Here is a 20,807-nt window from a genome sequence, read left to right as displayed (position 1 = left end):
GCCGAAAAAAGCGCCTTTGCGCAGAAAGTTTATTTTTTTACAGCACCTCTAGACTACGGACCAATCATTTCATGATAAACCATTTCTTTAGAAATCATGAGGCGGTCAAGCTTACACTTGATTATCCGATCTTGACGCCGCTAATTATTTATGGAGCCTTATTTGCGTTGATTTTCTACCCCAAAAAATATACTAAATCAACTTCATTCCTCGGTCGAGAGGTAACCGATCAATTCCGTGGGCTTGCAATCTTGTTGGTTGTAGTCGGCCATATCAGCGTTCATACCTTGGAGGCTAGGCAGCAAATTTATTTTCCTGTTTTCGGCCAATATGGTGTGTCTATTTTTTTCCTGCTTTCAGGGTTTGGCCTGGCCCGTTCTTATGCCAATCGATCTCTTCAGTTGTGTGATTTTTTTAAACGCAGGCTGACCAAGGTAATGATCCCCTACTGGATCGTTACCATAATTATTGTGATAACTGATTCGATATTCCTTGCTAGAGGCTACCGTCTAAATGATATATTGGCGACGATGCTCGGATTTAACAGCTCCAGAATAGTACAGATTATCGACTATGTTAGATGGTATATTACCGTATTACTGGCGTGGTATTTGTTTTTCGTATTCTTCTGGAAAATAAGCAATCGCAAGAAGATAAGAGCAGTCTGTTGTTTAAGTACTGGGGTTCTTCTGGTTTGGGGTAATTATTATTATCTCAATATTGGCTATGCCTTTTTATCCTTTCCGTGTGGAGTATGGTTGGCCCTTTATTATGATACAGTACATGCTTGGTATCTTCGCTTTAATCGAAAAATGCTGCTGCTGTCTGCTGTGTCGGCGATAATGGTAAACTACCTGTTTCAATCATACCTCTATGATCGAATTGATATATTTTTACCCTCTGTTGGGGTGGCTTTTATTTCTGAGTGTTCCTGGATTCTGGTTTCATTAAGCCTGATCGTTATCGGCTTACTCCTGATGCCATATCACAGTTTGTTGCTTAGCAATTTCGGCACATATTCCTATTCCATATTTCTTTTACACGGTTGTTTGATGGTTAAGTATGACTTTATATTGTACCGTGGTTATTTGTTTATAACATTTTGGATATACTTGTTGTTTGTCATATTTCTTTCTATTAATGTGGAAAAATATGTTTTCAGGAAAATATCGAAGGTGAAGTTGCTATCTTGAACAAATCTTCTTGCATACTGAATATATTCTTCGTAGGATTACTTTTCTGGTATTTCGGTTACCATGTCGGTTTAGACTATTATGTGGACAAGTTCATCAAAGGACGGGAGTTTTTTCGAGAAGAAATGTATTACCAGGATAAGGTAAAAGCATATCATGAATTAAACAAATTACTCAATAATAATGAAAAGCATATTGTTGTTGCTGGTGATAGTTTCGTTGAGCAATTTCCAGTTGATGAATTGTTTGATGAATTTAAAATATTAAATCGAGGGATTGGTAAAGATAGTAGTAAAGGGCTGTTTGACAGAACTGATAATAATATAAATAATATTAATATTTCATCATGTTTTATCATGGTAGGGCATAATGATATTAAATATAGGAAAGTATCTGAAACAGTTGATTTAATAGTAAGTGTATTAAATAAAATAAAATCTGATAGATTATATTTTATATCAATACTCCCTGATTGTAACGTCAATGATAACGAATTATTTATTGTAATAAATCGGATGGTTAAAGATTTTTGCAGACATCACCGTTGCCAATTTGTTGATGCATACAATCTTTTTGTTAATGAGAATGAATGTAACCAGCAACTTTACACCTCCGACGAAGTTCATTTGAATATATATGGCTATAAATTGTTGGCGAAAAAGATAGATGTAATACTGAAAAAATGAATATGATTTAATATGCCTCCATAAATAACACTGCGCATCAATGTTGCATATGCTGTAACAGCTCAAAAACCATATTCATAATATGCGGTCGTAGTTTTATATTTTATAGAATGAGTCGGTTCCATGGTCCATATTAGCCTATTTACCATTACGGGGAGGATATTGACTGATCTTCAGAGCACTGAAAGTATTAACAGGAAATCATCGTTCATTAATCAGGCATAGTCTTACGAACTTCTATGTTATGTTGCCGGTCGATTAGGTTGAACTGTTTTTAGATTGTCCAATTAGTTAAATTCATTTGGAAGGTTTTTCCATGGGAGTGAATACAAAAATATTTTTTATCCAATTCAGCCACTTTTTCACCGGGCAGGCTGCAGTAATGCTTTTGGGTTTGGTCACGTTCCCTATATTGACCAGGCTTCTTTCAGTCGAACAGTATGGGCTTCTAGGATTAATAACTAACACCTTAGCCATAACCGTGGTTTTGGCGAAATTTGGGCTATCCGATGGTATTATACGATTTCATGAAGAATACATGAAAAATAACCATGAAAAACTAATATTCTCCTCAACCATTTTTATTGCAGGTTTATTTTTCACCATTTGTACTACTCTGTTTTATTTCGTCTCACTTCCTTGGCTCTATAGAATCATTCATATTAAGAAACAATACCATTTATGTTTTTTAGTAATGTCCGTATATCTTTCTATCCGTCCTCTGACTATAATTTGTCTCAATTTATTAAGAGTTCGAGGAAAGACAATAATGTATAACATTGTAAATTTAACAAATAGGGTGCTCTCGATCGTTATCGGTCTCAGTTTATTTACTCTAGTTTTTAAAGAGTTGTACGGCTACTTGGCCGGCACAGTAATAAGCGAGTTTATCATATTTACAGTTTTGGTGTTTTGGTTTTTCAATAACTACAGGGTCTCTCTTGGTCAGGTTTCTCTGGAATTAATCAGGAAGCTCATATTGTTTGGCCTTCCTCTGCTTTTTACTGAATTGGCCTATATGCTGCTTACCTATACGGATAGATACATGATTCTCTATTATCACGGAGAACAGGAGCTTGGCATCTATTCCGTTGGTTATAATTTAGCTATGTATGTGGCTAATATGTTAACCTTTTCTGTTTCATATGCGATCGTCCCGCTTTATGTGAAAATATATACCGAACAGGGTAGACGGGAGACAGAAAAATTTCTTGAGGATAGTTTTTATTATTTAATGGTTCTTATAATTCCTGTGTGCTTTGGCTATGCTGCTGTAAATAAGGACCTTTTCATTATTTTGGCCACAAACAAGTATGTTGAAGCAGCCACATTCTCCCCGATAATTGTCGTGGCCACTGTTGTTTTTGGCATGAACACTATGTTGAATGCAGGGCTGTATTTGCATAAAAAATCTTTAAAAATTTTGTTGATAATTACCATTGGAATGGTATTGAACGTTCTTTGTAACATTGTTCTTCTACCTAAATTTAATGTTATGGGTGCTGCAATTTCTACACTTATTTCCTGTGTGGCAACATCTATATTGACGGTAATTTGGTCCTTTCGATATCTTGTTATTCGGTTAAAGGTCGGAGTCATTTATCACCTGTTTTTTTCGACAATAATGTATTTCACTGTTTCGTATATCAACTTAGAGAATATATATATATCTTTAATGGTAAAAATACTCTATGGATGTGTTCTTATTTCATCTACCATTCTTTACAGAGAAAATGAGATACGCGCAAAAATTATGAAAATATTTGTACACTAATTAAACATTGATGGCGTCGATACGAACTACTTTCCTGTACTATTGCGCCTTTTTCTTTTCAGATTTTAGGAAAATACTTAATTTACTCTTTTAGATTCAATAGTATTGCTATTAAGACGAAACCTGATCAGCAGACATTGACACATATAAAAATGATGCTCATGTCGATGTAATTATAGCCTATTGTTCCTGGTCTAATGTCGACTGGCCGGTGTACGGATTAATATTGTTATTTATTATGAAATCAACCATTGATATTCTGAAAATAGTTGGAATAATATTTATTCTTTTACGCCATGTTGGATGGTATTTTGACTTTTCGGGAAATCACTTGCTACCAAAAATTTTTGTACCAATGGGGGAACTTGGAGTAAATATATTTTTGTTTTGCAGTAGTTACGGACTAACATGCAGCGCAATTAACAATAATTATTTTTCATTATCTAATTATTGGAAAAAGAGATTTGTGAGAATCTATCCTTTGTACATTTTGTCGTTATTGCTTTACACGCAGTTTGTATACCATATAAGCTTTAGTAATTTCTTGGCACACGCTTTCTTTTTGCATAGTTTTTTTCTTGAATTATCTCACAACCCTGATCCCCTCTGGTATATGGGTGTGCTGTTTCAACTATATTTGCTTTTTCCTTTGTTGTATAGACTGATACATGCAAAAACTATATATTTTTGGCTAGTTATTGCCTCGTTTTATATATTAAATTATTTGATAATATATTTTATTAATATAAGTATACCATTTGAACTGAGACTAAATTCGAACGTCGAAGATAGTTCAATTTTCAGTTATATTGTTCCAGTTGCAACAGGAATGTATGTTGCCAGATATATGTCTAATAGTGTGTTTGAATCTGTAACTTCGATGAGGAATAAATATCTTTTAATTAACATCTTAGGTTTGCTAGTTGTGTTGCTTTACGTATTCATCAAAGGAAGTAACTATCAGTCACTTTACGAAGGTGTAAAAATAATTTTTCCGCTCATCTCATCGTTTGTTATTTGTAGTTTTATTATATGGATGAAAATAATCGATTTGAATTTATATCAAAATAAAATTGGCATTATTAGTAGTGGTGTTTTTTGCTGTTACCTCTTTCACGAGTTCTATTTCTATTTTATTTCAGCATATATAACTAAATCTTATATGATCACTCCAGTAGCAATATGTATTACTATAATATTATCGATATATATGCAACGAGGGTACAACACAACTATCAAACACATATTTAGAAAAAGTTTTTATAAATAGTTAATCTGATATTTTGACCTAGGTGCATGGTTCATATTCAAACAACATCATGGGTATTAAATAGTGTTATTTTCATTTAAGTTGTTTTTAAGAAAATTAATGGTGCCATCTTTGTATTTTGGTGGAATCTATTTGTTGTTTGTTACGATTTTTAAAAACGTATTTTTGGGATTATGTCTGCTGGTATTCTTACTTCCTCAAGCAAATATTTATTATAAAATACACTCTTATCCGTACGGTTGGATGCTGATTGATTTTTTCCTACTGGCGATTTGCCTGGGGGTAATCACCCAGAACAAACAATCACCGAGATCAGGCAATGAAAAATGGATTATCGGCGTAATCGTCTTTAGCTATTTTTCAACCTGGATTTCAAGTGCTAATTTCGATCTGCCACTACCCATATCGCAGTCCAGTCAAATACTTATTGATTGGAAAAATTATACTCGCACTTTTTTGCTATACTTTTTTGTACTGCGTATTGCCAAAGATAATGAAAAACGAAAAATTCTTCTTCTTCTTATAGCATTCGCTATTTTCATTATGGCCCTTAAAGCATTTAGAAATTTTAATGGTGGTGCCGCTTTTAATTGGGATAAACGTTATGGCGGTCCTTTTGAAAGTTGTGGACTAGGAGCTAATCATTTTGGGGCGTTTATGGCTGCTTACTCGGTTGCGCTATTAGTTATTGGTTGGTTTGAATCAAATAAATACCGTAAATGTCTATTTATTTCTGCTGCGTTTTTAAGTCTTCATCCGATTTTCTTTGCCTACTCCCGTGGTGCCTATTTAGGGTATGCGGCCGCCTTGGTATTCTTTGGCATTGTACGTATGCGGATTTTGTTAGTATTGATTTTGGTCGTTGCTCTTTCCTGGCAGGTTCTTCTACCTGCATCGGTTGTTGATCGTATTACGATGACTAAAACGCAAGAAGGTCAACTGGAAAACTCAGCTCAAGGACGTCTGAAATTGTGGGGACAAGCCTTCACACTTTTTAATGAAAGTCCTGTGATTGGGATTGGTTACGGAGGTTTTGCAGAAAGCTTGAAAGATACTCAAACGATCATGTCGGCGGGTCAAAAACTTACAGATACGCATGGTTTTTTTATTCGAGTTCTTTGCGAACAGGGTTTTATTGGACTAACACTATTATTACTTGTCTTCGGCAAAGCTTTTTCCTCAGGCCTGTTGTTATATAGGAAAGGTGTAGTGTTATACAAGGATTGTAAAGATCCCTTTTACATGACACTTGGGTTAGGTTTTTCAGGCGTTGTATTGTCGTTGATCGCTAGTAATCTGTTTGGTGATCGCTTTTCCTATATACAATCTGGATGTTATTTTTGGGTGCTATGGGGCTTGGTTGATAGCTGTAATATTTCTTTGCGAAACAGTGGTAATTCTACACTTCAAAACGACCTAAAATACGACGGTAAGCATGGCTGGATAAATAAGGTGCTCTACCCATGATTAAGTTCAAAATGTTATTAAATTAAGGTCTGTTAGACATACTTTTCTTATTTTTTCTAAGGCAATTGTGTACTTATTAGAATAGTTCAACGGCATGTCTGATTTTTTAAACTAAAGTAAATTTATCCATGAAGAACTAGCAAAATCAACTGAATCCTTAGTCGAAGCATTAGTGACTTTATTCCGGGATAATAACGAATTGGAACTTATGACTAAAACAGAAGATGAAAAACTAAAACTTGATTTTTCTAATCAGAAAGTGCTTCACGATTTCAAAAGTGTTTACACTTCTGCTAAGAATCGCTCTTTTTTGCAGCGAACTGTGTTCATGCTCGAAATAGCTGGTAAGGGAGGGATAGCGCATTATACCTATAACCTTTGCAATTCTCTGAGTAAATATTCAAATGTATGTCTTGTTACGGCACAAGACTACGAGCTTTTTGGGAAAAATAGAAAATTTCAGATGATGCAGGTTTTCAATCGATTTAAAACTAATCCTTTTTTTATTTTTAGACTTACAAGAGCTCTCCGGAAGGAGAAATATCCGATATTGCACATCCAGCTTAGCCAGTATCCTTTATTTGTTTTGCTTATAATGTTCTTTCTCAAATACACCGTCAGGGGGTTATTATTAGTCGTAACAGCTCATAATATTGAATCACACGAACGGAGATCATTGGAAAAGTATGTTTTTCTCACGATATACAATATGGCCTCCAGAATAATAGTTCACGCTAATGCCAATAAAAAAGAATTGGTGGCTCTTTTCGCCGTTCAATTTGGAAAAGTTGAAGTCATTCCTCATGGGAATTATATGTTTTTTTTAGACGAATCTGCACCTTTTTCTTCTCCCGATAGAAAGAAAAAAAATATTCTTTTTTTCGGCTATATAAGAAAATATAAAGGATTAATATTTCTACTTAACGCGTTGAACGAAGTAGTGAAAACACATCCAGAAGTAGTTCTTTCAATTGTTGGGAAGCCAGTTGAAGACTTCCAAGTATATAATGATACAATAAAGAATTATGGCCTTGAAAAAAATATTATTAAGGTGTTATCCTATGTACCTTTTGAAGATGTTTGTCATTATTTCAAAGACTCAGACGCAGTTATTTTGCCATATCAAAAAATTTACCAAAGTGGGGTTCTACAATTAGCTTATGCTTTCGCTAAACCGGTGGTAGTTACAAATGTCGGAGGATTGCCAGAGTGCGTTGATATCGGAGAAAATGGTTTTATTGTAGAATATGAGGATGTCGAAGCGCTGAAAGATGCTATTATACAAGTTTTGTATAGTGATCAATGCTGTCATATGGGAGAAAAGTCTTTGGAACTGGCAAAAACAAAATTTAGTTGGGGACATATTAGCAAAAAAACTGAAGATATGTATTGCAGTTTGTTAGAGGGGAATAGATGATATATGTTTTGATGTATCATAGAATACTGGAAAAGGACCAAATTGATTCTGCATATGATGTTGATATCGATGAATTTAAACACCAAATGCAGTTTATTAGAGAAAGCGGCTTTAATGTTCTTAATACTAATGATATATTAAAAACGCAAAAGGAAGATAATAAGTGTGTAATGATTACATTTGATGACGGGTATTTGGATAATTATGAAAATGCTTTTCCGGTACTTAAGGATTTAGGGCTTAAAGCAACAGTTTTTGTTGTTACGGGATGGATTAACCACAAAATCGACTTTATGAATTGGTCTCAGCTTAAAGAGATGAACAATAGTAATATTACTATAGAAAGTCATACTGATAGTCATAGATTTTTGAACGATCTAAATGAGGATGATGCAATAAGAGAGATAACTGAGTCAAGAAAGATTATAGAGAATAACCTTGATGTGTTGCCTGAATTTCTTTCTTGCCCTGGAGGAAGGGTAAGCTCGAATCTGCTTCCTATATGTTGTAGGTTGGGGATCAATGGTGTTTTCACCTCGATTCCTGGTATTAATACCTTTAGTGCAGGATCTTCCGATATCAAGGAATATAAAAGGATACTGATATCCGGTAATACAAATTACAAATCTTTTGAAAAAATATTTCAAAAAAATGATCAGGATTATATTAATTCAAGAATAAAATACAATCTGAAAAATATATTAAAGAGAATTATAGGTAATAAACTATATTATTCTATATGGGAAATATTTAAAAAAAATGTTTGAATTTATATTTTATACAAGGAACTCTTCTCAGTTTTTCTCTTGTTAGGTTTACTAGAAGAGGTAAATTCGCTATGAAAAATACCTGAGAGGTTTTGAAATTGAAAAGAACCCCTCCCCAATAGAGTTTGCTCGGAGCTATGTACTTGGACACGAATGATACGGGCAAGTACTACTCATTGCCAGATGAACTTCTATCATATTCCATCCCTGATATTGAATAAGGACCAAACTCCGCTTTCTCTTCATCATCCAGACCCATATACTCATACGCACCAAGATCAAAACTGGAACCACGAAGATTTCCATCAAAATCGTAGTAAAGACCCTCAATGGTTGTCCCGGCATTTCTCGCAGGTGAGTTTTGCAGCAGATGAAAATCGCCAGTTGTAGCCGAAACGAAAACGGGATCGTCAATAAGTGCCGCAGTGTCCCACGACGGAGGGCTGCCGTCTCCGTACCAGATGTTTCCATATGCCGCCGTGGTTGGAGTGTCGGAGTCTACTGTAACGTAAGGCTCCCCGGTAGAATAAATAATGTTATTTGTAAAATGCAGTGTATATCGGGACACAGAGCCAAACATTACATGGCCCGTAGACCCGGACAGTTTTGCCTTCGCATAACCACAACCATAAATCGTGTTGTTGTAAAAGTAGATATCGGTGTTGCCAACATATCCGTCCTTGCCTGCAGCTATATAAACTCCTTCGTGGCCCGATGGATCGCCATAACTCGGATCAGGTCCGAGTCCAGCCTTGTTGACGATATTGTTGTATATCCAGTTATCGCCTACCACATAGCCGCCGATCAAAATACCGCCACCAACCTGGTCCTCGATATAGTTGTCATGGACTATGTGTCCACTCATCACTCCGCCATATTTTCCCTCGCTATAGATGTCTATAGCGCGGATAGCGTTGTTACCGTGAAAATAGTTCCAGCCGACATCCCGTCCAGATTGCTCCGGGGGTTGGGGACCTGACGATGGTCGAGGAGTACTGATGTAGAGAGGGTGATATAATTTATTTGCGCCAGCAATCCCGCAGTTAGTAAATTCGTTGCCAAGGACATATAGATTGTTTCCGGTGCCTTCGACAGCTCCACTGGGCGAATTGCCAAGAGGGGCGGAATACTTGTTGCCGACTAAACGGAACCCCTCATGCATGACACTAGCGTTGACATCTGCAAGAGCGGTAAATTTTGCAATAGTCCAGTGTGATGTTTTACCTACGCCGCTTTGCCAATTACCAAAGCCGATATTAAGTCCTGTTGCACCGACAGTGGAACTCGCGCCGGGATACGTCACCAATGCCTTGGGGTTTGTTGCAGTGCCTGAAGAGTCTAGGTTTACAGCCGCATTATAAGCGTCAAGAGTTGTTTGGTTGACACCGTCCCCGATATATGCGATATCACCAGCGGTAATACTATCTAAAGCTTTAATAATCGTCTGCCATGGACTTGTCCACGATCCGTCACCAGTTGAATCGCTGCCTGTCTTTTTCACAAAATAAATGTTTCCAGAGCGGACAGTGAACGGAAGGGTGTTTGACGCCTCGCTGTCTACAGTCACCCGGATATTTACCGTTTCATCGGCCACAGTAGACGGAACCTGGAAAATGATCATCTGCATCCCATGGCGGGTGCTCATGTCTGCCGGGGAGTACGGAGCTACAGCGTTCCCCCAATAGTAGACGTAGGAGGAATTTACACCTCCGATTGATATCTTCGAGGTGCCCTGCGAATTGCCCAGCCCTCTCCCCCATACTGTAACAATCGCACCGTCCTGACCACTAGTTTGCCCTAGGGATACATCAGTACTACCTATTTTGGGGCCTGATGTAAGGTCAGTGAAAAAAAGAACTGGAGTTGTAGCAGAATAGACAGGCGAAACCAGAGCTAATACAATTATAACTAGAGCTATAAATTTCATTTTATCCCCAGTATTATTCCATTAACTGGTTGAGAAGAAGGGCATGTACCCATTGCCGAATAAGTACCTGTAGAACTTACTATCTGGTATTCTGAGCTAATATGCTCGTTAACACCAGGCGTAGGGGCAGACGGCCCTTTTGACCAATCACCTGATACTGTTATCGGGCTATTATAAACAAGCATATATGAAGAGACCAAAAACTGATCTGAAGTAGTAGTTGTTATACTCGGAATAGAGGATAAATCCTTTTGGAAATTATTTGTACCTGACGCATATACATCAACTGAACCAGTCTCAAGACCACGAATCACAAATACAACCATTGATTTGTAAGCTGTATTTGAATCAAAAGTAATTGTAGTAGCTACCCCTTTTCCAGAAGATGAAGCAGTCGTAATATAAGCTGCTATATAAGATTTATTACTCGCGCCAACCTGACCTGTAACAAAAGAATACGTATTAGACTGAGTGTCAACCACCGAGGATACTCCTTCGGATATAGTCGAATTATCTTTCTGTCCAGCAAAAACAACAATAATATCCCCTGCGCTGACATCAACACCGTTATTTGTTACAGAATAATTTTTGTCATAGACAGAAATGCTGTCTGAATCAGATAAGCTTATAGCGGCTGCAAATTGTACCACCATCTGGGTCAAGGCAATCCCTCCATCATTATCGACCACGGTCAAGGTAACCGGTACATCAGTTGTAGTCGAATAAGTATGACTGGCGGTGGCGGTAACACCGGTGCTGGAGCTTCCGTCACCGAAATCCCAACGGTACTCATCAATGCTTCCATCTGCATCATAAGATGCGCTTGCGTCGAAGGTGACTGAACTGCCGTCTTTCGTATACTCAAAACTGCTTGCAGGCGGGGTGTTTGTCCCGGCGGCATCTGTAATGGTAACCTCTTTTAGACTTCCTGAAAAATCTGCAGCCAGACAAATAGTCGAGGGGATGAGACAGCATGCCAGTACAAGAAGCCCTGATAACGAAAGCCTACGACAACGTGCACGAATAATTTTTGATATTTTTGGGGTCTGCATAGCATCCTCTCCTCTTGCAAGGGTTCCCAGGTTATATTTTAATAACTCTAACATTATTTTTCTCTCGCTAAGGATTATACAGAAGAGTGTTTGATAAATTTGTTTTCGTTCCAGAAAGCTCTACGGCTTTTATGCTGAAATTATTGGAATTTTGATTGATTGGTGTTTCACAAACGATTTGACGATTCTGCGTGTTGGTTGTTTCGCAGATCAGTGTATCATTATTAAATATTTGGAAGCCGGAGATCAGACTTTCTTGGCTGCTGTCGAATTCCCAGGTAAAGGTCACCAGGCGAATGCCGAAAAGGTCCGGAAAATCAAAGGGACTGATACTGAGCAAAGTTGAAGGTGCACTTTCTGAACCATCAAAGAATACAGCCGTCATAGTGAATGTCATGGTGTTGTTCAGTAATGCAGCATTACAAGAAAACAGTCGATCATCAGGATTGGTTGACTCACAGAGCAGACTGTCATTTAAGTAAAACCTGAAACCGCTGACGTTGGAGGTAACACTATATTCCCAGGTGAAGGTAAATCGCTTATCTTGGTCCTCTAAAGAAGGTGGCGCGGTTGTTGTCGAACCGGTCGTGGACCCGACAGCCAGATAACCGACGGCCTCCGCCACATGCTTGGTTTCACTATCTTTTGATTGTTCTTCCTCGACTTTAACCTGGACCCCAGTGTTTAATGGACTCTGGAGCCGCAGGACCGCCGTATCGCCACCGGCGGAGGTCTGCATCTCAGCTATGAACAGTGGCGTTTCAGGGAAATTTGTCTGGAAAGTCAAATTAAACCAGTCTTGATTGATGCTTTGTGTCGTCACACCGGTTTCGTAGGCAACCCCTAATATCTCTCCCTTGCCTGGTTCCCAGGCGAGGTAGCCAACGGTTTCTGCACCATGAGTGGCCTTTGTTGTCTCCTGTTCCTGCAGTTTGAACTCAAAAGCGTCCTGCACTACATTCTGCACTCGTCCTGTAACGGCATTCGCTTCGTTGGCCGTTACAATCTGTGTCAGGATTACAGGAATTTTCGAGTAGGTCTGCTGCAGAGAGATTTTCTTGAATGATGACGATCCGTTAAAGCTTGCAGCCTCCACCTTTCTGCCATCCTCCAAGGTATAGACACCTTTTTCAATCGCGATAAAGCTGAAAGTTTCCGTGGAGTGCGTGTCATCCTGATAATCCCATTCCTGTAGGCGGACTTCAAACCCGGTAGCGGTGACATTTCTGATTCTGATGGTTACAGGATCCGAGTCGGAAGTCAGCGGCGGACCAGCGATAACCACGGGATCGATAAAGTCTTTATCGAAGGAAACTTGTGCCCAGTTATTATCCACTTGTACTTCACCAAGCTCAAAATAGAGCTGAATTTCTCCCGGAGCAAGGACCGAAACAGTTTTTGAGGTGGACGTCTGAGCACCCTGATTATCGGTAACCTGGAGGGTTATCGTGTAATCGGCTACGTTTACAAACGTATGCTGTACTGATATGCCGGTGGCTGTGGAGCCGTCGCCGAAACCCCATTGATAATCGCTGATTGAACCATCCGAATCACTGGAGCCGGATCCGTTGAAAGTGACGTTCAGCGGAGCCTGGCCGGACTCCGGTTGAATGGTCATGGCAGCTATCGGTACCTGGTTATCGGAATCTGGCGGATCAGTAATTAACACCGGAGTACTGGTCTGGTCCGTCAAACCTACACTGTCAGTAATCGTCAGTGTTGTCTGATAGGTTCCCGCAGCGGTGAAGGTATGGTTGACGGTAGACCCGGTGGCCGATGAGCTGTCACCGAACTCCCAGGTATATAAGCTGATGGGTGTCTGTGTGGCCGTTGAGCCGCTGCCGTCAAATTGGACGGTGAGCGGAGCTTCGCCGATAGCGCTGGAAGAAGAGATAACAGCCTCCGGCGGCACATCGGTATCCGACGGTGTCGAAGATGCTTCCGTTACTGTTATCACCGCACTGTCCTGATGGGTAAGACCACCAGCATCTGCCACTGTCAGCGTTGTCGTGTATGAGCCGGGATAAGCATAAACATGGCTGGTAGTAGTGCCACTGGCGGTATCACCATCACCGAAATCCCAGGTATAAGTGGAAATGTCCCCGGTAGAGCCGGTGCCATCGAACGTAAGGGTGAGTGGTGCTACGCCATTCAGGCTGCTTGTGGTAAGAACAGCTTTGAGCGTTTCACTTCCAGTGGAAGTTTGATCCTCGTTATAGATCAGTACATTGGAAGCGGTAGTTTCCAGCCCCGTATTTTCCATTGCGGTAATCTTAAAAGAATTGCTAGTCGACAGGTTAATCAGACAGCTTAACTGCCGAGCACTCGAGTCGCTGGTTTCACAGATCAAATTGCCATTCTGATAAATCTGAAAACCGCTTATATCTGTTTCGTCAGCATTGTAATCCCAGCTGAATGTCGCGGATTTTTTAATAAAAAGCTGAGGATAGTCAGCCGGATCCAGAACCAGGATATTTGATTTTGCGCTTTCTCCATCCACGCTGCTAACCGAGGACATACTGAACTGCATGACCTCATTGAGCGGATCAATTTTGCAGGCAATGGATGTGTCGCTAGAATTATCTGATTCACAGACGTTGGTATCGTTCATGTAAAAACGGTAGGAAACAATATCAGTACCCGATGTCGTTTCCCAAGAGAAGGTCAGATCCAGACTGCCTTCCGTCCCGGGCTTAAGACTGGTATCGGTAGTGGTAATGGTAAATGGGAAAGGAGCTGAATGCAAACTCTCCGTCTCGTCTGTATAGTATGCTGCCAAATAAAAATTAAAAGTTCCGTCTTCGGTATAGAATGTGCAGTTAAACGTTTGGGTACCAACCGGCACCTCCGCTTCACAAACGAGCTCATTTTCTTTGTAAAGACGGTACGTGCTTACTGTTTTTTCTGATACCTCCTGAGTATTAATAGTGAAGTCCACTTGGATTTCGTGTTCATTAACAGTGGCATTGACGGGTACTATCGCTAATAAGCAAATATTGACAACACAAAGGGCCAGAACAATGCCTTTCATCAGTCTTCTCACAAGGTGTATTTTCTCTGAAAATAATCGCATGGTTTCCAAACGCAAATCCTGTACCCGATCAATTGTTCCTATATTAACATCGTGTGATGTTTCACACACCTGGTTTATACTTAGCAATACTTCGAGAAGCAAATTCTGGACCTAGGCATGCCTGTATTTACATTCACTTGTTATCACATCACAATTTCATGGATACCCATATCCCTTTGTAGTTGTCAACCGCTATATCGACAACTTTGATATCGCACTTCACCAACTTGCTGGCTGTTTTTTTGTGCCAATGCAACTACAAAAGAGTATTGAAAAGTATTCAGCAAATGGATGAATTTAGTTCCCCTTCAATGCAAATTCAGTTCTTCGCGAGTAGCTCGCTGTTATTTCCAGCTTTTTGGAGTGCCCAATCAAGCCACTCATATTGTTTGCCTGAAAAATCTGCTTTTCTTTGGCTAATAAACATTTTAAGATTCGTGAGGTTGGAAAAATCGACTTTATATAATCCATCTGCGTAGGCTCCATGTCCCTGGAGTGAGAATTTTCCATTTTTGTCAACAGCAAGTGTAAGGTCGTGGTTGTGATAGAGGGTGAGGTTGTCAGCAACAGAAATTGTGCCTTGGTGCATTTTTTTCAAGTAGTCGTATGTATAGAATCCTATTCCAACTGCACAGACAAGGGCTAATACGGCAACTGCTCTTGTCATCAGAGTGTTTGCCTGAGGAGAAAAAAAATCTTTCAATCCCAGAGGAATCCTTTTGGGAATTTCTCTATCAATCTCCGAATGTTTAGCGAGACAGGGGTCTAATACCTTGCCTGTATAGTGCTCAAGGTCGTTGATAGCTTCGTGGTCTGATGGATTAGCCATAGCCACTTCTAGTATGTTGTTATCTTTAAATCTTATTGGAATTACACCGTATTTTTTACATAGATACCGTGGTATGGTTTTATTGACTTTATCCGAGAAGGTCTCTGCAATCTTTGTGGTTGGCATATTGAGCTGATTGGCAAGAGTTTCTGCCAGCTGGTCATCGGTAATTGCTTTCATTCGCACCAGTAGGTGGCCCAATCGACGAGTTCCACCCACTTGGATCCGCAACGCCTCATCAACAACTTCCTGTGATACGAGATTGTTTTTGACGAGTAATTCTCCAAGCATGGGTATATTGGTCATAACTCTTCCTCCAGGAAATGACGTTATGGTTGGATGGAATGATAATTCAGAGTTAAATGAACTTTCTCTACCTGTTTAGAATAGGCATCCTTCATATCAAAAAAGCAGTTGAGACAACCACCGCGGGGGGAGGTGGTTTACTCTACTCCAATTATTTTTACAGAAGGTGTGCGATTTTCTTCCTCTTAAAATGATCTAAAAGATCATACCAACTTGTGGTCAAATGTAAAATGCATGTCCAAATATGCTGAAGTTGAACCTATCCAATTAGTTACCCAGATTACACCAGCAAGTTTGCAGTAATCGTACTTCTTTGTCTACTACATACAGTATTGTATATTTTATGCTCCATGAATGGAAGGATAATTGTGAAAATAGGTGCATTCCCTGTATCTCCAGCGAATTATGGGTGGTAGAGAAGTGGCAATGGTCAGGAACAAAGAAAGGTGTAAGAGGCCGATCGCACATCTCCATAAACTTTACCAGCAAAACCCGGGCAATAGTCGACTTCCCGGACCCGGAAAGCCCGTTCAAAAATATCGTAAAACCCTGCCTGAAGCGAGGAGGAAAAAAACACTGCAGCTCATCTACAATCTCCGGATAAGATCTCCCGCTGAAGCACCATCTCGATGCAGGTCTCCCAGGCCATATCCGCCACAACGCCTCCCGTGGCCCCGCCTTCCTGCTGGAAAAGGGCGTCAGCCCCAACTCAACCATATTCGCCGGAAAGATCTCGGTAAACGCCTGGTAACACCGAATCAGGGTATAATAGTCCAGATTCCCGGGATGCGACAAATCTGCAACAGGATGCAGAAACACCGCAGCCCCGGCCTCCCGGGCCGCTCCAAGCACCACTTCACGATGCGCGCAATGCAGATACACATCAGTATGAAAACCCAGCACCCGCCGCCAGCCGTTCATGGTAAAGCGCCGCACGGTCTCTGAGGGCGTCAGCAGCAAATGCTGAACATCGTAATGAATGGGCAAAGTCACCCCTTCCAAGGCGATGCTTTTTTGCCGCTGGTTGGGTTTGCCCAGACATGCCGGGTAAACAAAAAAAAAGCCCGACGATGCACATGCATCATCGGGCTTTATATCGCAAACAAATATATTATTTCTTGCGTCTTCTACTGTAACCAGCTAGGCCAGCAAGACCGGTCCCAAAAAGCAACATTGTTGCAGGTTCTGGTACAGGCTGAACTGACTCCACCATAACAACCATATCAGTGAAATCCCTGTCACTATAGCCAGCCACAATGCTACCGTTGTCCATATTGTACTCGTTCCCAAGGTCCTCAAATGCTAAAATAAACTCATTATCTGACCATGTCCCAGGAAAATAACCAGGAATTTGAATCGTGTCTGAATCGTTACCCTGGTATGCAACCATATGATCCATACCATCGCTGTTAAGAGATGTATCACTTCTCCACAATCCACCATTAAAACTCGTCGTGGAATCAAGAAAATATCCAAATGCATTACCGGCAAAATCTATATCACTATCAACACCGTCTACTTTCACACTACCATCGACCAGAATAGAAAGTGTCTTCTGGGAAGTTTGAGTATCAGTACCCTCAAAAATGGTTACCATTTTGCTCGGATCCGACCTATCGAAAACACCAAACGTATTGGTTCCTGCATAGCCGGCAAGCTCAATTATAAACGTATTAACACTACCACCACTACCAGTAAGACTCCAATAAGAGTCATAACTATCTGAAAGATAATCATTATGGACATCTATGGAACTACCTGTAGCTGGAGATATTGTAATATCGTCCAAAACATTCTGCAACGCATCCCCCACAATAGGTGATGCTGAAGCAACACCACTTAGCATGGCAACTAAAGGAATCGCGCACAGAGCACCCTTAACCAACATCTTTTTCATTTCACTTCCTCCCAATTGGTAGAAAATAAAGCCACTTGCGTCCAAGCAGCCTTTCCCAGGGATGTTGTGAGACACCCCCCCCTATAAAACATCCACAAGAAGAACCAATTCCCCTCGCAGACAACCCTGAACGACAACCTGCCAAAACGTCTCCAATGGAGCGGAATTTCACATTGGAGCAGCCAGAATCGTTACCAATCCCGGTAACAGTGCATTCAGGAAAAAAATCAACCGCTCTGCAAACCACACAATCGGCAAACCAACGTACATCCACCACATTTCAACGACTTACATAAAACCAAGGCTCTCATCCAGTCTAAGCAATCCGTCAACAGCCTAACCAGAAGAGACAGATCTTGGCAGAACAGACACCACTTAGTACTATTGCAGATTACAGGAAGCGCCTAACAAAGACAACTTAAAATAACCAGGTATTTACCGCAGAAACAGCTGGGTATATTTACCTAAAAACGAGCATTTTTTTACATCTTTTAAGATAGATATAAGAACAGTATTTTTTTGAAAAAAATGCAGAAACAATCCAAAACACCACGTTGTCGCAATCAACGAAGCACCGCCAACAACAGGGGAAAGATTTAAGAGAATCTGGCAGAAAGAAAAGGCAGCTGTATTTACCGGCCACCCTTGTGAAAAAGAACGGTCTTCACCGTATAGAAAATAATGAGAAGATCCAAGGCAATGGAGAGATTCTTGATGTAATAAAGGTCATACTCAAGCTTTCGAAGCGCATCTTCTTTTGAAGCACCATATGGATATTTTACCTGAGCCCAGCCGGTAAGCCCCGGCTTGATCCCATGTCGAAGATTATAATAGGGAATTTCCATAACAAGGTCATCCACAAAAACCGGTCGCTCAGGTCGAGGCCCAACAAAACTCATCTCCCCCTTCAAAACATTCCAGAGTTGGGGCAGTTCATCTATCCGAACTTTACGGATAAAACCACCAAACTTCGTCACCCGATCATCATTCTTTTTTGCCCAAACAGCCCCATCCTTTTCTGCATCCTGCCGCATCGACCTGAACTTGATAACCTTAAAAGTCGTCTTGTTCTCACCAACCCGCTCCTGCATATACAGGATAGGCCCTGGTGACTCAAACTTAATGATAACGGCAGAAATCACCATCACCGGAAACGAAACAACAAAAAGCAGCAACGCCATAACAACATCGAGAAACCGTTTCACCAGATAGCGCCAACGACTGAGCACAAAACCATCAGAAAAAATCATCCAGCCCGGATTCACCCTCTCCACCAGAATTTTGCTGGTAATACGCTCATAAAAAGTCACCCCCTGCTCGATGGTACACCCCTTCATCTTGTATTCCAATAAAGTACGAACAGGCGTACTCCCCCTGCGGTCATCCGGTGCGACCACCACCCGCTCTATCAATTGATGAGGGAAAAGGGTTTTAACCTCATCAAGCCCGGAAACAATAGGCACCTGATGCGGGTTGAAAACAGACGACCCCTCTCCCACAAAAGCCACAATCTTATAAACAGAGTCCTGCCTCCCCTCAACCTCCCTGGCAATATCGTCAGCCATCCTGCCAGTCCCGATCAACACCACTCCCTGCACAAACATCCGCTGCCGAAGGATGCGGTAATAAAGCGAGCGATAAACCAACAGTGCAACGCTTGTAATAAGAAAACCCGACCAAAAGATTTTGGTATGTATCAAGAGATCGGGAACTAGGTAAAACAATGCAGAGAGGATGATACACCCCAACCCGAATGCCTGCACAATCCTCGTAGCCGTATCCGGCATACTGATATCACAGTTCAGGTCATACAAGTCGAAAAAATAGAGACATAGCTGGAAGACAAACGTGACAAGCGCTGCCTGGCCTACATACAACATCAAGTCAATACGAAACAGACCAGCCCCCTTGAATAACCAGCAAGAAAGCAGGATGGGGATGAAAATTAATAGCCCCTCACCAAGGAAAAAAACGATATTACGCTTGGGATAATACTTATTGAAGATACTGGGCATGGCAAGGATACCGTAATACTGAAAGCTATTGATTCAGATCCAACTCTAACGACTTGTTATCTTTAACCGAAGATATCCCTCCGTGTCAACCTCTCTCATTCCAACATGACATTATCTAGAAATATGGTATGTTCTTCGCTCAAATCTATCATGAATAACCCCACTCCACGGATACTTGCCATATCCATTTCCCGCGCTTTAGGCCCGTTTTTTATATCACTCAGGGGTATACGGATTTCATTCCAACCCGAATGCAAATCCACCTTCCCGTTAAATCTGTTCCCATAAACCTGATCTTTATCATGGAGTTTATCATGGACACGTAAATGAAGAGTCATCCCCCCACTATCTATAAAAGCACTAAGCCGCAAGAAGCGATATCCTTCCCAGTTGCCGGGAAAATGTTTCAGGTTAGCACCAGAATACTTAGCAGGAATCAAGGTCAGCTTCATTGCATAATCACCACCTTGGGTAACCATTCGTACCCTCTCCAGTGAGCTGTTATTGCCCTTCCAGCGTCCAACTTCTGCCCTTGCCTCGAAATTGCTCAACACCGGAAATTTTTTGTAGCTGCATAATTCATCCATAACAATCCTAGCAATCGGAAGTGTCACTATAATTATTAGTACCAACAAGACCAGCGCCCAATAAAACCGTGCCTTAGCGGATTTTTCACCCTTGATAATCAACCCCATAAATGCGGTGATGATTCCAACACAGTTGTGTAGGATATCGGTATAGGAGAAATAGCGACCGGGAAGTGCGAGTTGGATCAGTTCAATAGCCGCACCCAACCCGAAACCAAGGAAATAGATATAACAGTAACGGCGAAAACGAGGTGAGATGGAGTGCCGCAGGACGTCATCTCCAATCAGAGCAAACAGGAAAAAGAAGACGACATGACCAAGTTCCCACACCTCTTGCACCACACGATGCAGCTTCACCGAACCGCCGAGAAAAAACCAGGGAAACAGTGCAATTAACAAAGCAATTAGAGTGATCTTTTTTCGCATAACACTTGGAGATAAGAAAAAGAAGAGTTGCGGAACAATCGCAACCTCTTCTTCTAACCAGCTTAACAGCAACCTTGCAACAACAACATGCTTCCACACACATTGTGCGAAAACCATATGG

15 protein-coding genes are annotated in these 20,807 nt (G+C 40.7%); 7 read left to right on the top strand and 8 right to left on the bottom strand.

All coding sequences use genetic code 11. The features are described 5' to 3' along the window. Positions 1-71 precede the first annotated feature (71 nt). From GA520_RS00720 to GA520_RS00695, 7 genes are all read left to right on the top strand, one after another. Positions 72-1,193 (top strand): acyltransferase, encoded by a 1,122-nt coding sequence (locus GA520_RS00720; protein WP_163337113.1) that lies wholly within the window; start codon positions 72-74, stop codon positions 1,191-1,193. 125 nt (positions 1,194-1,318) lie between these two features. Beyond that, positions 1,319-1,879 carry a GDSL-type esterase/lipase family protein gene (locus GA520_RS00715; RefSeq protein ID WP_163337112.1) on the top strand — a complete coding sequence of 187 codons (561 nt, stop codon included), beginning with the start codon at positions 1,319-1,321 and terminating at the stop codon, positions 1,877-1,879. A gap of 316 nt (positions 1,880-2,195) precedes the next feature. Then, entirely contained in the window at positions 2,196-3,653 is a 1,458-nt protein-coding gene (locus tag GA520_RS00710; protein ID WP_163337111.1) for an oligosaccharide flippase family protein, read from the top strand. Positions 3,654-3,891: 238 nt separating this feature from the next. Continuing rightward, the gene (locus GA520_RS26985) at positions 3,892-4,923 is read left to right on the top strand and encodes an acyltransferase (protein ID WP_163337110.1); all 1,032 of its coding nucleotides are present in this window, start codon (positions 3,892-3,894) and stop codon (positions 4,921-4,923) included. A 99-nt stretch (positions 4,924-5,022) separates the two neighbouring features. Next, a complete protein-coding gene (locus tag GA520_RS00705; RefSeq protein WP_163337109.1) occupies positions 5,023-6,390 on the top strand; it encodes an O-antigen ligase in 1,368 nt (455 codons plus the stop codon). A 208-nt stretch (positions 6,391-6,598) separates the two neighbouring features. Continuing rightward, a complete protein-coding gene (locus GA520_RS00700; RefSeq protein WP_163337108.1) occupies positions 6,599-7,807 on the top strand; it encodes a glycosyltransferase family 4 protein in 1,209 nt (402 codons plus the stop codon). Further along, positions 7,804-8,574, top strand: a complete 771-nt coding sequence (locus tag GA520_RS00695; RefSeq protein ID WP_163337107.1) for a polysaccharide deacetylase family protein — start codon at positions 7,804-7,806, stop codon at positions 8,572-8,574. Before GA520_RS00700 ends, GA520_RS00695 begins: the two co-directional genes overlap by 4 nt. Before the next feature lie 169 nt (positions 8,575-8,743). Here the strand turns inward: GA520_RS00695 and GA520_RS00690 are convergent, their stop codons facing one another. The 8 genes from GA520_RS00690 to GA520_RS00655 all read right to left on the bottom strand — a co-directional run bounded on the left by GA520_RS00690 (position 8,744) and on the right by GA520_RS00655 (position 20,803). Then, entirely contained in the window at positions 8,744-10,501 is a 1,758-nt protein-coding gene (locus GA520_RS00690; protein WP_163337106.1) for a choice-of-anchor Q domain-containing protein, read from the bottom strand. Then, positions 10,498-11,607 carry a PKD domain-containing protein gene (locus GA520_RS00685; protein WP_163337105.1) on the bottom strand — a complete coding sequence of 370 codons (1,110 nt, stop codon included), beginning with the start codon at positions 11,605-11,607 and terminating at the stop codon, positions 10,498-10,500. The genes GA520_RS00690 and GA520_RS00685 overlap by 4 nt, the downstream gene beginning before the upstream one ends. Before the next feature lie 13 nt (positions 11,608-11,620). Then, a complete protein-coding gene (locus tag GA520_RS00680) occupies positions 11,621-14,584 on the bottom strand; it encodes a PKD domain-containing protein (protein WP_163337104.1) in 2,964 nt (987 codons plus the stop codon). Between the two features lie 361 nt (positions 14,585-14,945). Continuing rightward, a complete protein-coding gene (locus GA520_RS00675; protein WP_163337103.1) occupies positions 14,946-15,761 on the bottom strand; it encodes a hypothetical protein in 816 nt (271 codons plus the stop codon). 267 nt (positions 15,762-16,028) lie between these two features. Next, positions 16,029-16,748: a hypothetical protein gene (locus GA520_RS00670; protein ID WP_240910096.1), complete on the bottom strand. Its 720-nt coding sequence runs from the start codon at positions 16,746-16,748 to the stop codon at positions 16,029-16,031. Between the two features lie 124 nt (positions 16,749-16,872). Continuing rightward, on the bottom strand, positions 16,873-17,658 hold the full coding sequence (locus tag GA520_RS00665) for a PEP-CTERM sorting domain-containing protein (protein WP_205749227.1): 786 nt from the start codon (positions 17,656-17,658) through the stop codon (positions 16,873-16,875). 632 nt (positions 17,659-18,290) lie between these two features. Next, positions 18,291-19,673 carry a TIGR03013 family XrtA/PEP-CTERM system glycosyltransferase gene (locus GA520_RS00660; protein WP_163337102.1) on the bottom strand — a complete coding sequence of 461 codons (1,383 nt, stop codon included), beginning with the start codon at positions 19,671-19,673 and terminating at the stop codon, positions 18,291-18,293. A gap of 95 nt (positions 19,674-19,768) precedes the next feature. Then, a complete protein-coding gene (locus GA520_RS00655) occupies positions 19,769-20,803 on the bottom strand; it encodes a VanZ family protein (protein WP_163337101.1) in 1,035 nt (344 codons plus the stop codon). Between the last annotated feature and the right edge of the window lie 4 nt (positions 20,804-20,807).

It is taken from the genome of Desulfopila sp. IMCC35008 (assembly GCF_010646885.2).
GTDB lineage: Bacteria > Desulfobacterota > Desulfobulbia > Desulfobulbales > Desulfocapsaceae > Desulfopila.
The sequence above is the reverse complement of the archived record's forward strand: the minus strand, read 5'-3'. Positions and strand labels throughout refer to the sequence as shown.

Coding starts and splice junctions, on each gene's coding strand:
- GA520_RS00720 (WP_163337113.1), top strand. CDS start 72: ATGATAAACCATTTCTTTAGAAATCATGAGGCGGTCAAGCTTACACTT.
- GA520_RS00715 (WP_163337112.1), top strand. CDS start 1,319: ATGTATTACCAGGATAAGGTAAAAGCATATCATGAATTAAACAAATTA.
- GA520_RS00710 (WP_163337111.1), top strand. CDS start 2,196: ATGGGAGTGAATACAAAAATATTTTTTATCCAATTCAGCCACTTTTTC.
- GA520_RS26985 (WP_163337110.1), top strand. CDS start 3,892: ATGAAATCAACCATTGATATTCTGAAAATAGTTGGAATAATATTTATT.
- GA520_RS00705 (WP_163337109.1), top strand. CDS start 5,023: ATGGTGCCATCTTTGTATTTTGGTGGAATCTATTTGTTGTTTGTTACG.
- GA520_RS00700 (WP_163337108.1), top strand. CDS start 6,599: ATGACTAAAACAGAAGATGAAAAACTAAAACTTGATTTTTCTAATCAG.
- GA520_RS00695 (WP_163337107.1), top strand. CDS start 7,804: ATGATATATGTTTTGATGTATCATAGAATACTGGAAAAGGACCAAATT.
- GA520_RS00690 (WP_163337106.1), bottom strand. CDS start 10,501: ATGAAATTTATAGCTCTAGTTATAATTGTATTAGCTCTGGTTTCGCCT.
- GA520_RS00685 (WP_163337105.1), bottom strand. CDS start 11,607: ATGTTAGAGTTATTAAAATATAACCTGGGAACCCTTGCAAGAGGAGAG.
- GA520_RS00680 (WP_163337104.1), bottom strand. CDS start 14,584: ATGAAAGGCATTGTTCTGGCCCTTTGTGTTGTCAATATTTGCTTATTA.
- GA520_RS00675 (WP_163337103.1), bottom strand. CDS start 15,761: ATGACCAATATACCCATGCTTGGAGAATTACTCGTCAAAAACAATCTC.
- GA520_RS00665 (WP_205749227.1), bottom strand. CDS start 17,658: ATGAAAAAGATGTTGGTTAAGGGTGCTCTGTGCGCGATTCCTTTAGTT.
- GA520_RS00660 (WP_163337102.1), bottom strand. CDS start 19,673: ATGCCCAGTATCTTCAATAAGTATTATCCCAAGCGTAATATCGTTTTT.
- GA520_RS00655 (WP_163337101.1), bottom strand. CDS start 20,803: ATGGTTTTCGCACAATGTGTGTGGAAGCATGTTGTTGTTGCAAGGTTG.